The following is a 14,058-nucleotide window of genomic DNA, read 5'->3' on the forward strand; positions in this document are numbered from 1 at the left end:
TTCATTTTAGGGCGGAATTTACGCCACACTTTGATGAAAAGTGTGCGCGAAAGTGCGGCGTATCTGTGGCGCAAGTGTGCGCGTTTTTGCGGCGTATGTGTGGCGTGTTTCGCCACACCTGTATGAGGCTCTTCTCAGCTCTACCTCACTCTGCTGCTCATATGATGAGACTGATCCAGCAAAGCGGCACTTTCGTATGAAGCTACTATAAATTTTTATCAATCTACTAGTAGGTGTATTCTGGATTGACATACGGAGAAATAGTACCAAGATTGGCCTACCTAATGAGGGGAGACAATTCATGCCAAAAAACAAACCCAATAATCAACCCGTTGAAGACACTGCATCTGACGATCATATCGTCCGGCCTGGTCCGGAACTTTTCAACCCAGAGGAATTCAATCTGGATGACTATGCCGGGCTGGTTTTCCGCGATAAACCGATCTTTGACGCCGCTGGTGTTATCAACCAGATCGATTCGGGCAACTCACAGCAGGTGAACGGCGGTACCATCACCTACACCTTCCTCGACAAAGGCCACCTCACGGGCCTTTATAACAACCCACAGTATGGGTTTACGGCAGGGGATGGCGTTGCGCCTTTTTCCGATGAGCAGCGCGCGGAAGCGGTTGACAGCATCAACCTGTGGGACGATCTGATCGCCCCCAGCTTCGTTGAGAAAAACGGTATGGGCGCTGATATCCAGTTCGCGAACTCCGCGGACCCGGCGCAGGCTTATGCCTATTATCCGGAGTATGATTTCACCAATGCGCAAGGCTGGAAGTTCTTCGGTGACGTGTTTGTCGCAGATCCTGAGATCAACTGGTCAAACGCCTGGCTGGGCTTTAACGGCTACGGCGCCACCACTCTGGTGCACGAGATTGGGCACGCCGTAGGGCTGAGCCACCCGGGCGCCTATAACGGCGCGGGCGCAACCACCTATGCTGACCAAGCCGAATACGCGCAGGATAGCGAGCAATATACCATCATGTCTTACTGGAGTCCGGCTGAAACCGGCGCTTCTATCGTGGACTGGGGCACCTTCCTGCTTGGTAACGCCCAAACCCCAATGCTGCATGATATCCTGACAATCCAGTCCAAATATGGGGCGGACCCGGACACGCGGACGGATGACACCACCTACGGCTTCAACTCAACCGCGGACCGCGATGTGTTTGACTTCTCGCTCAATGAATATCCAAACGTGTCGATCTATGATGCAGGCGGGAATGACACCATCGACCTCTCAGGCTTTGGTGCCAGCGTGCATATCGACCTGCATGACGGCTCTTTCAGCTCCGCCGCGCAAGCCGTGCCGGAACTGGCTGAGATCAACGCCAACCGGGCCGAGCTTTCAGAACTTGCGGGCTTTGAGTTTGGTGATGTGGATCAGGCAACAGTTGACGCCGTGTCCGCTTCCCGCATGAACCTAGCTGATGCACAGATTGCGGCGGATACGGGCGTTGCGGGCATTCAGGCCACAGCGCTCTTTAACCTCAGCATTGCCTACGGCACGGTGATCGAGAACGCCATTGGCGGCTCGGAGCGGGATCTGCTCTGGGGTAACGAGGTTGCCAATATGCTGGACGGCGGCGCAGGCGATGACGTGCTCCGCGGTTTTGAGGGGGACGATACGCTGATCGGCGGTGCGGGCAGTGATGCCTTTGTTTTTGCCGGCGGTGACGGTGATGACACGGTGGCCGACTTTGAAGACGGGCTTGACCTGATCGACCTCGCGGCAACCGGTGCCGCCTTTGGTGACCTGAGCGTCACGCAAAGCGGTGCAGACACGGTGATCGATTACGGTGCGGGCAGCATCACGCTTGCAGGCATTGATGCCGCAAATATCAGCGCGAGCGATTTTGTGTTCGCCTGATTAGGCCTCACGAATAGATGCAGAAAGGGCGCCGTCTGGCGCCCTTTTTTGTGTCGGTCCTTAAACTGTTTTGGCGTAATCGACCTTGAAGCCAGCGTCCTCAAGTGCATCCACAAGCGCTTGCGCATGGTCACGGTCTTTGGCTTCAATCACCAGTTCCATCTCGGTTTGCTTGAGCGAGAGGGCGCCAAATTCGCGTTGGTGGCGCATTTCAATGATATTGGCACCGATCTGGGCCACAACTTCGGTCACGAGCGCCAGTGCACCGGGCTGGTCCATCATGGTGATACGAAGCCGCGCCAGCCTGCCATCCCGCGCCATACCGCGCATGATAGCGCTGGCGAGCAGGCGGCTGTCGATATTGCCGCCTGAAAGCACAATGCCCACCTTGTGGCCCCGGAACAGCTCCGGGTGATGCATCACAGCCGCAAGGCCAATGCCACCCGCGCCTTCAACCACCACTTTTTCAATTTCCATAATGGAGACGATGGCCGCCTCGATATGGCGCTCGGGCACTGTCACGATGGCGTCTACGAGCGAGCGCACCACATCCTGCGTGCGCTTGCCGGGTTTATTGACCGCAATGCCTTCCGCGATAGAGATATTGTTGCCGCGAAGCGAGGTGCCGTCCATCTTCTCTTTCATGGCGGGGAAGGCTTCGGTTTGCACACCCACGATGCGGATTTTCGGGTTGATGTGCTTGGCAATGGTTGCGATGCCAGACACCAGCCCGCCGCCCCCAATGGGCACCACAAGGGTATCAAGCTCCGGCACGTCTTCCAGCATCTCAAGGCCAACGGTGCCTTGGCCCGCCATCACGAGCGGATCATCAAACGGGTGAATGAAGGTAAGGTTCTCCCGGTCGGCAAGGTCGTATGCCGCCTGGGTCGCGGCTTCAAAATTGGCGCCGGTGAGCACAACACGCGCGCCCAGCTCTTCCGTGCGCTTCACTTTATTGAAGGGCGTGCCCTCGGGCATCACGATGGTGGCTGGTATACCAAGCCGTCCGGCATGGTAGCTGATACCCTGCGCGTGATTGCCGGCAGAGGCCGCGATAACACCTTTGGTGTCTGAGGGCAGGGAGAGCAATTTATTGAGCGCGCCGCGCTCCTTATAAGCCGCAGTAAACTGGAAAATTTCAAACTTCAACCAGCACTCGGCGCCGGTAATTTCAGAGAGTGTGCGCGATTTTTCCATCGGTGTACGCTTAACGCTACCCCGGATGGCCATTTCAGCATCGTAAACATCTTGTGCCGATATCGGCAATAATTGTTCACTCACAAGTCACTCCTTGAAATAAAAATACGGCCTGCAGCTTTGCCACAGACCGAATTGAGTGTCCATAAAAAGGTGAAATTTATTAGGAAACGCGGGCTTGTGTATGTGTGGGTGAGGGGGCAGGCGTGTCGTGGCTGCGGAAAAACTTAGCTAACTGTGAAAGTAACTGTTGACGGGTGTTTAGTGTGTGATAATACTTTCACATATGGCTAAGTTTTCAACAGATTTGGATGATGCGTTTTCAGCACTGGCAGACCCGACAAGGCGGGCGATTGTCAGTCGTTTATGTGAGGGCCCAAAATCCGTCACTGAGCTCTCTGAGCCGTTTGACATGGCTCTTCCGTCGCTCCTGAAACATGTGCGAATTCTGGAACAAAGCGGGCTTGTTAGTACTGAGAAAATAGGGCGCGTCCGAACCTGCAAGATTGAGGCGAACGCGCTTCATGCGACCAAAGCGTGGATCAACCAGCATATCGAGGCCTGGGAAGAGCGTCTTGACCGCATGGAAAGACACATTGAACGCATGAAAAGAGAGAAATAAAACGATGAGCGAAGCAAATAACGACGCCGGTTCTCCCTGGCAATCCTGGCCGCTTGATTGTGAGATTGTCCTGAGCCGGGTGGTCGATGCCCCTCGTAGCCTTGTTTTTTCTGCCTGGAGTGACCCTGAGCATATACAGCAGTGGTTCGGGCCCGAAGGCATGGAGATCGAGACCAGAGAGATAAGTATCACGGAGGGTGGCCGGTGGCGGTTTGACATGGTCACCGCTGATGGCACCCGCTACAGCAACCGTATGGTTTTCCTCCGTATTGAGGAACCGGCGTTTATTGAGGTTGAGCACGGCTCAGATCAGGATGACGACCCCGGCCGTTTCAGGATGCTGGTTACCTTTGACGAGCAAAGCAACGGCAAAACCGTTGTCACGCTTCGCCAGATGCATCCTTCCAAGGAACAGCGGGCAGGCGCTATCGGCTTTGGTGCGGTTGAATATGGCGGGCAAACGCTGGATAAGCTTGCCCGTCATGTCGCAAAGATTGCGGCCTAAAAAAGCATGGACGAGTGTAGCGACTTCCAAGGGTCGCTACACTCTACCGACAGCGACAACGAGCGAAATATGATCAGGTAACGCGGGCGATAAGCTCGTCAATCGCTGCCTTGCATTCAGGCTCCCGCATCAGCGGCACATGGCCAAGGTTCGGCACTGTGACTGGGGTGAGGTCCGGGTGCTCGTCAGCCATACGTGTGAGCGTGGCAGCAGAGAGGATATCTGAAAGCTCGCCCCGAAGCACAACAGTGGGGACAGTATACATGGCCTTGAAAAAGGGCCACAGGTCAGGGGCTGACTGGTCATCGGCGTTCTCAAAATTCTGGCTGATGGCCGGGTCGTATTGCACAACAGGTTTGCCGTTCACGTCTTCATAAAGGTTTTCGGTGTACCAGCGCCAGTCATCCTCGCTGAAATCAGGATATACGCCCGCGTTTGCGCGTTTCACGCCCGCAACGGCGTCATCCCACGTCTCAGGCGGGGTGCCTTTGCCCACATAGCTTTTGATGCGGGCGATGCCTACAGGGTCAACCTCCGGCCCGATATCATTGATCACCGCAGCCTTGAGGGTGCCGGGGTGCAGGGCTCCTATCAAAATGGTCATCAGCCCGCCAAGCGATGTGCCAATGGCGATGACCTGATCAATACCAAGGTGATTAAGGAGCGCCATAACATCCGCCACATAGGTCATGGGCATATAGCGGCTTGGGTCAGTGTCATACTCAGATTTGCCGCGCCCACGGTTTGCGACCGCAATAATGCGGCAGCGGTCGGCTAGGTGATCTGCAATATCGCTGAAATCCTTGGGGTTTCTGGTCAGGCCGGGCATGCAAAGCACAACCGGTGCACCCTCCGGCGCGGTGTTATAATCCCGATAGTGCTGCTTCAGGCCGTCGGTATTGGTGAAAAAGCAGTCTTGATACTCGGCCATGCCGTTAACCCCCGTATGTTTCCCTCAGCTCGCGCTTCAATATCTTGCCGTTGGCGTTGCGGGGCAGCGCCTCGCAGAGGATAACCCCGGAGATACGCTGCTGTTTGCCCAGTTTCCCGTTCGCCCAGTCTATCAGCGCTTCTGTATCAAGCGTGACGCCAGCTTCAGGCACCACCACGGCAACCGGGGTTTCGCCCCACCGTTCGCTGGCAACACCAATGACAGCAACGTCGTTCACTTGCGCGTGGGTTATCAGCACGGCTTCAATATCCTGTGGATAGATATTCTGCCCGCCAGAGAGGATCATGTCCTTCTTGCGGTCCACGATATAGAGGTAGCCCTCATCGTCCAGTTGTCCAATATCACCTGTCCTGAGCCATGCTTTGCCGTGTTCGTCAACCCATGTGGCCTCTGCCGTGGCATCGGGCCGGTTCAGATAACCGGGCATCACAATACGGCCACAGCCTACAATCTCACCCGACTGGCCGTGTGCGACTTCCTTGTCATCGTCACCGATGATCTTGATATCTGTACCCACAAGCGGTTTGCCAACGGACGCCATGCGGCCTTCGGCTTCCTCCGGGTCCAGCGTGGTGATCACACCTTCGGTGAGGCCAAACAGTTCGATCACCGCTTTGGGGCCAAGGCGCTTGAACAGCTCGGATTTAAGGTCCGCATGCAGGGGGGAGCCGCAGCTCATCACCGCCTCAACGCTGGAGAGATCAAAGTCGGCCTGATCTGGCACTTCCATCAGGCGCTGATACTGGATTGGCACCATGGCAAAATGGCTGATACTGTGGGTTTCAATCAGACTAAGGGCCTCGCGGGCATCAAACTTGGGTGCCACCACCATGGTGCCGCCAGACAAGAGGGTGCACAGCATGCCAACCCAGCTGATGTTGGAATAAAGCCCGATGGTAAACAGGGTTTTTGCTGCCGAATGGTACCGAAGCGCGATGGTGAGGTCATAGGCCCAGTCCCGTCGCCCTGCATGGGTATGGAGGATGCCTTTGGGCATGCCAGTGGTGCCGGAGCTGTAGATGATATTAAGCGGGTCATCGCCCGTGATGCCGGTATCGGGCAGGGCTGAGCTCGCATCTTTGCTGAAAGTACTGATCTCAGACGCATCGAGCGTAAAGAGGGCAGGGTTACTTTTAAGGTAGGCATCAATGCGGGGTTTTTGATCAGCGGTTGTGATAACGGCAGATACATCCGCATCATGCAGCATGGCGCCAAGCGCTTCGTCGGTCACCGAAAGGTTGATCGGTACCGAGCAAGCGCCTGATTTGATGATGGCGATCAGCGCTTCGACCATGGCGGTGCCGTTGCTCATCACCACGCCGATGGTTTTGCCGCGCCCGAGCCCTTCAGCGCGCAGGGCGTTGGCGAGCTGGTTGGTGCGGGCTTCAAAGTCGGCCCATGTGATCACCTCGTCACCGCAGATAAGGGCGGCTTTGCCCGCTTTCCATTTGCCGTGCAGCGACAGGATTTCAGGCAGAAGGGGAGCGCTTGTATCAAATGCAGCCATTTGACTTTCTCACTTCTAACATTTGCAAAAGGTGCTGCATCGGCGCAGCGGTGCTCAAAACTTTTGGCAAAACGGGGCCGGAGATGACCTTACACTCCAGCCCCGCTACCTGGGGTTAAAACTTAACGCCGAGCGTTGCGGTCACCGTGCGGGGTGGACCGTAGAAGGTGGTGATGTTGTTTTCAAGACCGAGGGTCGGGAAGTTATAGCCTGCGGTTTTATACTCTTTATCACCAAGGTTTTTGCCGTGCAGGCCAAGGGACCAGCGGCCGTCTTCCGCTGTCCAGACGATGCTGGCGTTGAAGATGCTGTAGGCATCCTGGTCAATCTCTGCCACCGGGGTCTCAAACTGAACGATTGAACCCTTGTGCGACCAGTTACCATTGAGGCTCAGGTTACCGCCCGCGACTGGTACCATATAGGTGAGGCCAACATAGGACATGAACTCAGGCGTGTTCTGTACGGCACGGTCATCAGCGACGTTGACACCGTTCAGCAGCCATTCCTTGATCTCCGCATCCAGCACGTTGAAGGATGTTTGAAGGGTCAGCCCTTCTGAGAGCAGGAAGTTGCCTTCAAACTCGATCCCTTTGATGGTTGCTTTACCGGCGTTGGTCACTGTGCCGACAAAACCGTCGTTCACACCATCATTGTCTGTATCGATCGGCAGCGAGCCCGGGATCTGCATATCTTTGTAATCGCTATAGAAAACAGCGATGTTGGTGCGCGCGCGGCCATCCCACCACGTGGATTTGAGGCCAAGTTCGTAGCTGTCCAGCGTTTCTGGCGCAAAACCTTCTTCCACCTCAGGGGAGGAGATATTGGCGCCGCGTGGGTCAAAGCTGCCCGCCTTGAAACCCCGGCTGAACGAGGCATAGACCAGTGCGTCTTCGCTGACTTTATAGTCAACCGCGACACGCGGGGAGAAATCCTTGAACGTACGCTCAGATTCAAAATCACTCGTTGCTCCAAGGAAGATGGAATCGGTGAACCCGAAGAATGGTGAGCCTTGACCCAGATAGTTGCCTCGGAAGATATCAGCGGAACGTTTATCATTGGTGTAGCGGCCGCCAACGGAGACAGACACTTCATCGTTGAACTGATAGGTCATGTCCGCGAACAGGGACCACGCCTTTGTATCAACCGTGCCGCCCGTGTAAGCTACAAGGGTTGAGCCGTAAGCGATGCGGCCCAGTTGGCCAAGCACCACGTCAAAGTCGTTTGCGGCTTCAGCATCCAGATAATAGAAGCCCACAACACCTGAAAGCTTATCGCTCGAATAAAGGAGCTGGAACTCCTGGCTGAACTGCTGGTTGTCATAGATGACCGGCGCGTCCATATCGTCGATGGCGAGGCTGTCGAAATCGATTACTGATTCCGTATAGTCCTCCCGGTAAGCGGTGACGGACTTGAGTGTCACGCTATCACTTGCGGTCCATTCAATAGAACCCTGAATGCCTTTTGAGGTTACTTCGTTGTTGCCGTTGATGCCGCTTGTGGAGCCATTTTCCGTGGCGCCAGCGTAGGTGTCATAAACGCTATCGGTCACCGGCGTACCGCTGAAGGCACCGGCGTAAGGGCGGTAGCCTGCAACTGCGTTCGAGTCGTCATCTGTATAGTCAGCAGAGATGCGCACAAATAGCGCGTCGCTTGGCAAAAATTCAATGCTCGCGCGGGCTGCAAGGATCTGCTTGTTATAGTGTTCTTCGCCTGTGGTGAGGTTTTCACCAAAGCCGTCCCGATTGAGTGAGGCGACGGTGGCGCCAACACGAACCTTGTCGCTGATCGGCACAGACCCTTTCACCACAGCATCTATCTGATTATAGCTGCCGTAGGAAAGTTTGAGGCCAAACTCTGGCTCGTCGCTCAGGCGTTTTGTCACATACTTGATCGCACCGCCCACTGCGTTACGGCCATAAAGCGTGCCTTGGGGACCGCGAAGAATTTCAACGCGTTCAACGTCATAGATGTCGAGAAGGGTGCCTTGCGGGCGCGCCATATAAACATCATCGAGGTAAAGCGCCACGCCTTGCTCAAACCCGGCCAGCGGGTCCTGTTGGCCGACACCGCGGATGAAGGCGGTGAGGGTGGAGTTGGTCGCCCGTGAAGGCTCAAGCGTCACGCTTGGTGCGATCTGCGCGAGCTCGGTGATGTCCGCCGCACCGCGAAGTGCGAGCGTATCCGCTGAAAAGGCAGTGACCGCGATAGGGACGTCCTGCAGGCTTTCCGTGCGGCGCCGGGCGGTGACCAGAATTTCCTCAAGGCTGGAAACCTCGGCGTCCTCTTGCGCCATGGATGGAAGTGACACAGCGACCGCTGTGGAACAAGCGCAGCTAAACAAAGCCACGCGCAGTGCGTTTGATAATCTCATGTTTCCCTCCCCAGGGTGTGAGTAGTTTATCGACCTTGTGCGCATTAAAATTCAACAACCGTTGAAATGTCAAACAAAAAATTCAACGATCATTGAAAAATGGATAGTTAGCATTTACGCGGCGGACAAGCTTGGGCTATTAGTGGAAGAAATGAAGGGGGAGGACACGTGGCAAAAACCACAACGGGCAAGCGGCTGAAACGCAAAGACAGAATACTCGACGCGGCGGAAGCATTATTTGCCAAACATGGCTTTGACGGTGTTTCCATGCGCATGGTGGCTGACGGCGCATCGGTGGACCTCGCGCTCGCGAGTTATCACTTTGGCAATAAACGCGGGCTTTTTGATGCGGTGTTGCTGCGCCGGGCTGAGGTTTTGAACGGCACGCGGCTTGAGGCGCTGGAGAAATGCCAGGCGGAAGCAGGTGATGCAGGCCCGAGCGTGGAAGCCATTATCGATGCCTTCCTGAAACCGCTTCTCGCGCACGGCTATCAGGAGGATGAGGGCTGGCGGCATTATTTTGAGCTGGTCGCGCAGGTGAACAGCTCCCCCGAATGGGGCGGCCCGCTGATGACCAAATACTTCGACCCCCTTGTGCGCAAATTTATGGATGCGCTTAAAAAAGCGCTACCGGACGCAGACCCGGCTAATCTTTATTGGAGCTATCATTTCCTTTCCGGTGCGCTGACGCTTACGTTTGCGCACACGGGCCGTATTGATCAGCTGTCTGACGGCATTGCCAAGTCTGAAGATATGGTAGGGGCTTATGAGCGCATGGTGCCGTTTGTATCGGCTGGTTTCCGGCAGCTTTGCATGCCAGGCACAAAGGAATAACTGGGTATCAACTTCGAGTGCATAACCGCGGCGGCGATAAGCCGCGGCAACATATAGGGCAGGGACATGAACTATAAACCTACGGCAGCTGCCACGTTGGCCGCCACCACGTTACTGGCATTTTCAACACACATTCAGGCCGATGAGCTGACGATTGAACGGCTTGTGGGCAGCCCAAGCCTGAGCGGGCCATCCGTGCAGGGGCTTGAGCTTTCACCGAACGGCAAGCGGGTTACCTTCCTGCGCGGCAAGGAAGAAAACCAGGCGCAGCTTGATTTGTGGGAGTTTGATACCGCAACGGGAGAGGCGAAGCTTCTCGTCGATTCGAACGTGCTTCTGGGTGGCGAGGAAGAGGTACTGAGCGAAGAAGAAAAGGCCCGGCGTGAGCGGAACCGCAGCCTCACCGGCAAATCTGGCATTGTCAGTTACTTCTGGTCAAACGACAGCACGACGCTTCTGTTCCCGCTGGGTGGCGACGTTTATGTTCTGCCGCTTGGTGGCGACGTGAAACGCCTGACGGAAACAACAGCCTATGAGACAGACATCAAGTTCAGCCCGAAGGGCACTTATGTTTCTTTCATCAGGGACCGAGAGCTTTATAGCGTTGATATCGCCACCGGGCGTGAGACGAAACTGACATCAGGCTCATCCGAAACCGTTGCAAACGGTATGGCAGAGTTTATCGCGCAGGAGGAACTGGGGCGCTATACCGGCTACTGGTGGTCACCGGACGAGACCAAAATCGCGTTTGAGCAGTTTGACGAGACGGATGTGCTGGTTAAGGACCGCTACGAAGTACAGCCAGACGGCGGGGTTGTAACCCTCAAGCAGCGTTACCCCGAAGCGGGCAGCACCAACGTGACCGTGAAGCTTGGTGTTGTAGATGTGGCGAGCGGTGAAAGCACATGGATGCCGCTTGGTGAAGAGAAAGATATCTACCTTGGCCGGGTTGACTGGACGGCGGATAGCAAAAATGTGGTTTACCAACGCCTCAACCGCGCACAAACCAAACTAGATATGATTTTTGCGGGGCCGGACGGTGAGGCGAAGACTGTGCTCAGCGAAACATCGGATGTCTGGATAAACCTGCATGACAACCTGAGCTTCCTCAGCGACGGTACTTTTGTGTGGGCGCACGAGCGGACCGGCTATCGCCACCTTTACCTGTTCGATGAAACAGGTAAAGAAGTGCGGGCGCTGACCTCGGGTGACTGGGTGGTGTATCAGGTTGAGGCTATCGACGAGGAAAGCCGCACGCTTTACTTCACCGGGCACAAGGACAGCCCGATCGAGCAGCATCTCTACAAGGTATCCCTAGATGGTGGTGAGATCACCAAAATCAGCCAGGAAGCAGGCTGGCATAAGGTAGATGTGGGTGACGGCATCTATGTGGATAAATTCTCAAGCCCCACACAACCACCCCAGATCATGATCCGGTCACTGACGGATGGCGCGCTTATCTCCGCTGTGCTTGAAAACAAGCTGGATGATAGCCACCCGTTCGCCCCTTATAACGATGGCTCTGTAACGCAGGAATTTGGCACCATTAAAGCCACTGATGGATCAGACCTATACTATCGGCTCTATCGGCCCGCGGTGCTGGAGGAGGGCAAGCAATACCCTGCCATCATGGCGCCCTATGGCGGCCCGCACGGCCAGCGTGCAAAACGGGAATGGAAGATAGACTTCAACGAATACCTAGCCCGCAACGGTTATGTGGTGATGGTGCTTGATAACCGCGGCATGTGGAACCGGGGGCTGAAGTTTGAAAGCCATATCAAGAACGCGATGGGAACGGTTGAGATCGAGGATCAGGTTACTGGCGTGAACCACCTGAAGTCCCTTGGGTATGTTGATGGAGACAATGTTGGGATCTGGGGCTGGTCTTACGGTGGTTACATGACCCTGATGGCGCTCTTTAAAGAGCCGGATGTCTTCAAGGCTGGTGTTTCGGTGGCACCAGTTACCGACTGGCGGCTTTATGATACAGGCTATACCGAACGGTATCTTGGTCATCCGGCAGCACCTGGCGATGTTTATAACCGCTCCAGCGTGTTCCCGTATGTGGATAACTTCAGCGGCAAGCTGCTGCTGATCCACGGCATGGCTGATGACAATGTGTTTTTTGATAATTCGGTAAAGCTGATGGCAACGCTGCAGAATAAAAACAAGCCATTTGAGCTGATGACCTATCCCGGCAAGAAGCATGGCATCCGGGGCCAGGTGCAGGCCCACCTTTATGAGGCAGCCTTCAGATTCTTTGAGCGAACGCTGAAATAGATGGCGTTAGGGAAGGGCCGGGTTTCCGGCCCTTTTTTATTGGTTAGCGTTAGCCAAAGCGCAGTTTGGCGACGATCACCGAACTTGCGAGGCAGAGCGTAACAACATTGGCAATGATCACCGGCACATCGCCAATAGCGATGCCGTAGACTATCCACATGAATATGCCTGCACAGAGAATTGTAAACATGCTGAGCGATACGTCCTTGGTGGATTTGGTTTTCCACGCGCGGATGACCTGAGGCACAAAGGCGATCGTGGTCAGGGTGCCGGCCACAAGGCCCAGAAGGGTGATGAAGGTCACCGCGAAACTCCTGAAGATATGATTGTTTGGTAATAGCCCGGCGCATCTCTTGAAGCGCGCTTGCAGCCTTGATTGCACTCGATTGCATAAAAACTGTCAAGCGCGTTATGGGCATAGCAGCCGCGCCATAATTTTTTACCTCAGCTCTTGTCGATTTCTTTTTCTGGACTATATAGTCCATTAAAGCTTGACAGCCCCCAGGTGCGGCCTTAAACAGCGCAACCATACCGCTGAAAAGCGACATACGACTGCTGGTGTTTGGGTTGTTTTTCCCTCCCCTTTCCCCTCAAACCTGAATGCGGGCAGACGTATTAAACGGCGAAAGCCGGGAAGACGGCTGGCACTGTCTTCCCGGCTTTCTGTCTTTCAGGGTGAGCGGCAGGCCCTTAGGCTGCTGTTTTTATGTCTTTTTCCTGACCATCGACGCCTGCGCCAATACCAATCGCGCCAAGCACGATATCGATCATGGTGCGGAACTTCTCCACATGGATCATGTGATCAGCATCCGGCACAGCAATAAACCTGCCGTTCTTGAAACTGTCCGCAATGCGCTGGTTGGCTTCAACTGGTACAAAATTGTCATGCTCGCCCGTGAATACGGTTGCCTTCACGTCAGGCATCAGGCTGAGGTCGGTTTTACCGTCCCTGAGGATGCGCAGCGTGTTGTGCTTGAATTGCTCCTTGATCCCTGTTGAGGAATGGAGCAGGGCGTTTTTGAGCTTGTCCGCCGTAATGCGGCAAAGCTTGTTGCTTTCACGCAGGTCAGGGTTGGTCATCAGGTTGGTGAAACCTTCAGCAAACTCTTCCATGCGGTTCCATTCAAGCAGGAACAAGAGGAGGTTGAACTCGTACACAAGCGCGTCGGGCAGTTTTTCCATTGCGGATGCAAGGATCAGGTTCTCAACACCAAGGTAGGTTTGGGCGTAGCGCATGGCGATAATGCTGCCGTAAGAACAACCAAGCAGGTTGATCACGTCAATGCCAAGCTGTTTGAGGCCGTGGTGGATCGCCTTGCAGATAAATTCGAATGAGTAGGTGTGTGGCAGCACACCGGTATCGCCATTGCCGGGAGTATCAATGGTGATAACCCAGCTTTCTTTGGCGAGCGCGGTGCTCAGCTTTTCAACCTGATTGATATTCTGGAACGCACCACCAATGAACACGAGCGGAATATCTGTTTTCCCGCGTGAGTATTCCTTGAGGTGAATAGGGAAGCCTTCAAAAGAGAAGCAGTGAAAGCAAGTGTCAAAAGACAGGGCACGGATATTGGACATGGGGCAGCCTCATGGTTAACGTCGTTAATACAAGTTGCCTGATCATGAATCGCAGAATTCTGCGCCTGTGCGTGGTGCCTGCCACTCACATGGTTAATGGACCGCTGGGTACATGAAAGTATTTTAGGTTGCAAGGAGAGCTTAGCGGGAGTTGTCCATAAGTCTCATTTGTTTCAGCGGCGTTGCATATATGTAACGAAATTTATTAAAATTTTACTAAAATTTTAGGTAAATATCGAAGAAATCCAGCAAAATCAGCTTTATTTCGAGAAAAAAAACGCTAGTGTGCGGCCAAGTTTCAATGGCGGCCCTTCGGCCGCAGGATCGGACGATACG

At 54.7% G+C, this 14,058-nt stretch carries 11 protein-coding genes; 5 read left to right on the top strand and 6 right to left on the bottom strand.

Going from position 1 to position 14,058, the window contains the following annotated elements:
• Positions 1 to 301: 301 nt before the first annotated feature.
• Positions 302 to 1,876: a M10 family metallopeptidase C-terminal domain-containing protein gene (locus ACN0XZ_RS06340; RefSeq protein WP_417456891.1), complete on the top strand. Its 1,575-nt coding sequence runs from the start codon at positions 302 to 304 to the stop codon at positions 1,874 to 1,876.
• A 60-nt stretch (positions 1,877 to 1,936) separates the two neighbouring features.
• Here the strand turns inward: ACN0XZ_RS06340 and ACN0XZ_RS06345 are convergent, their stop codons facing one another.
• Complete coding sequence (locus ACN0XZ_RS06345) at positions 1,937 to 3,157, bottom strand: threonine ammonia-lyase (protein WP_417456892.1); 1,221 nt, start codon at positions 3,155 to 3,157, stop codon at positions 1,937 to 1,939.
• A gap of 202 nt (positions 3,158 to 3,359) precedes the next feature.
• Here ACN0XZ_RS06345 and ACN0XZ_RS06350 point away from each other — a divergent pair, with 202 nt between their 5' ends.
• Both ACN0XZ_RS06350 and ACN0XZ_RS06355 read left to right on the top strand, forming a co-directional pair.
• Complete coding sequence (locus tag ACN0XZ_RS06350; RefSeq protein WP_417456893.1) at positions 3,360 to 3,695, top strand: ArsR/SmtB family transcription factor; 336 nt, start codon at positions 3,360 to 3,362, stop codon at positions 3,693 to 3,695.
• A gap of 4 nt (positions 3,696 to 3,699) precedes the next feature.
• The gene (locus ACN0XZ_RS06355; protein WP_417456894.1) at positions 3,700 to 4,200 is read left to right on the top strand and encodes an SRPBCC family protein; all 501 of its coding nucleotides are present in this window, start codon (positions 3,700 to 3,702) and stop codon (positions 4,198 to 4,200) included.
• A 73-nt stretch (positions 4,201 to 4,273) separates the two neighbouring features.
• Here ACN0XZ_RS06355 and ACN0XZ_RS06360 read toward each other — a convergent pair whose 3' ends face one another.
• The 3 genes from ACN0XZ_RS06360 to ACN0XZ_RS06370 form a co-directional block, all read right to left on the bottom strand.
• Positions 4,274 to 5,131: an alpha/beta fold hydrolase gene (locus ACN0XZ_RS06360; protein WP_417456895.1), complete on the bottom strand. Its 858-nt coding sequence runs from the start codon at positions 5,129 to 5,131 to the stop codon at positions 4,274 to 4,276.
• 4 nt (positions 5,132 to 5,135) lie between these two features.
• A complete protein-coding gene (locus ACN0XZ_RS06365) occupies positions 5,136 to 6,659 on the bottom strand; it encodes a class I adenylate-forming enzyme family protein (protein ID WP_417456896.1) in 1,524 nt (507 codons plus the stop codon).
• 115 nt (positions 6,660 to 6,774) lie between these two features.
• Positions 6,775 to 9,030 carry a TonB-dependent receptor gene (locus tag ACN0XZ_RS06370; protein WP_417456897.1) on the bottom strand — a complete coding sequence of 752 codons (2,256 nt, stop codon included), beginning with the start codon at positions 9,028 to 9,030 and terminating at the stop codon, positions 6,775 to 6,777.
• Positions 9,031 to 9,198: 168 nt separating this feature from the next.
• On the opposite strand from ACN0XZ_RS06370, the gene ACN0XZ_RS06375 reads away from it, so the two are divergent.
• Complete coding sequence (locus ACN0XZ_RS06375) at positions 9,199 to 9,864, top strand: TetR/AcrR family transcriptional regulator (RefSeq protein WP_417456898.1); 666 nt, start codon at positions 9,199 to 9,201, stop codon at positions 9,862 to 9,864.
• A 66-nt stretch (positions 9,865 to 9,930) separates the two neighbouring features.
• Positions 9,931 to 12,144, top strand: a complete 2,214-nt coding sequence (locus tag ACN0XZ_RS06380) for a DPP IV N-terminal domain-containing protein (RefSeq protein ID WP_417456899.1) — start codon at positions 9,931 to 9,933, stop codon at positions 12,142 to 12,144.
• Positions 12,145 to 12,193: 49 nt separating this feature from the next.
• On the opposite strand, the gene ACN0XZ_RS06385 is transcribed toward ACN0XZ_RS06380, so the two are convergent.
• Positions 12,194 to 12,448: a SemiSWEET transporter gene (locus tag ACN0XZ_RS06385; protein WP_417456900.1), complete on the bottom strand. Its 255-nt coding sequence runs from the start codon at positions 12,446 to 12,448 to the stop codon at positions 12,194 to 12,196.
• A 386-nt stretch (positions 12,449 to 12,834) separates the two neighbouring features.
• On the bottom strand, positions 12,835 to 13,722 hold the full coding sequence (locus ACN0XZ_RS06390) for an alpha/beta fold hydrolase (RefSeq protein ID WP_417456901.1): 888 nt from the start codon (positions 13,720 to 13,722) through the stop codon (positions 12,835 to 12,837).
• Positions 13,723 to 14,058 lie beyond the last annotated feature (336 nt).

The sequence above is a fragment of the Kordiimonas sp. genome, from assembly GCF_048264555.1.
GTDB lineage: Bacteria > Pseudomonadota > Alphaproteobacteria > Sphingomonadales > Kordiimonadaceae > Kordiimonas.

Excerpts from the sequence above, each read along its gene's own strand:
- ACN0XZ_RS06340 (WP_417456891.1), top strand. The coding sequence starts at position 302 with ATGCCAAAAAACAAACCCAATAATCAACCCGTTGAAGACACTGCATCT.
- ACN0XZ_RS06350 (WP_417456893.1), top strand. The coding sequence starts at position 3,360 with ATGGCTAAGTTTTCAACAGATTTGGATGATGCGTTTTCAGCACTGGCA.
- ACN0XZ_RS06355 (WP_417456894.1), top strand. The coding sequence starts at position 3,700 with ATGAGCGAAGCAAATAACGACGCCGGTTCTCCCTGGCAATCCTGGCCG.
- ACN0XZ_RS06360 (WP_417456895.1), bottom strand. The coding sequence starts at position 5,131 with ATGGCCGAGTATCAAGACTGCTTTTTCACCAATACCGACGGCCTGAAG.
- ACN0XZ_RS06365 (WP_417456896.1), bottom strand. The coding sequence starts at position 6,659 with ATGGCTGCATTTGATACAAGCGCTCCCCTTCTGCCTGAAATCCTGTCG.
- ACN0XZ_RS06370 (WP_417456897.1), bottom strand. The coding sequence starts at position 9,030 with ATGAGATTATCAAACGCACTGCGCGTGGCTTTGTTTAGCTGCGCTTGT.
- ACN0XZ_RS06380 (WP_417456899.1), top strand. The coding sequence starts at position 9,931 with ATGAACTATAAACCTACGGCAGCTGCCACGTTGGCCGCCACCACGTTA.
- ACN0XZ_RS06390 (WP_417456901.1), bottom strand. The coding sequence starts at position 13,722 with ATGTCCAATATCCGTGCCCTGTCTTTTGACACTTGCTTTCACTGCTTC.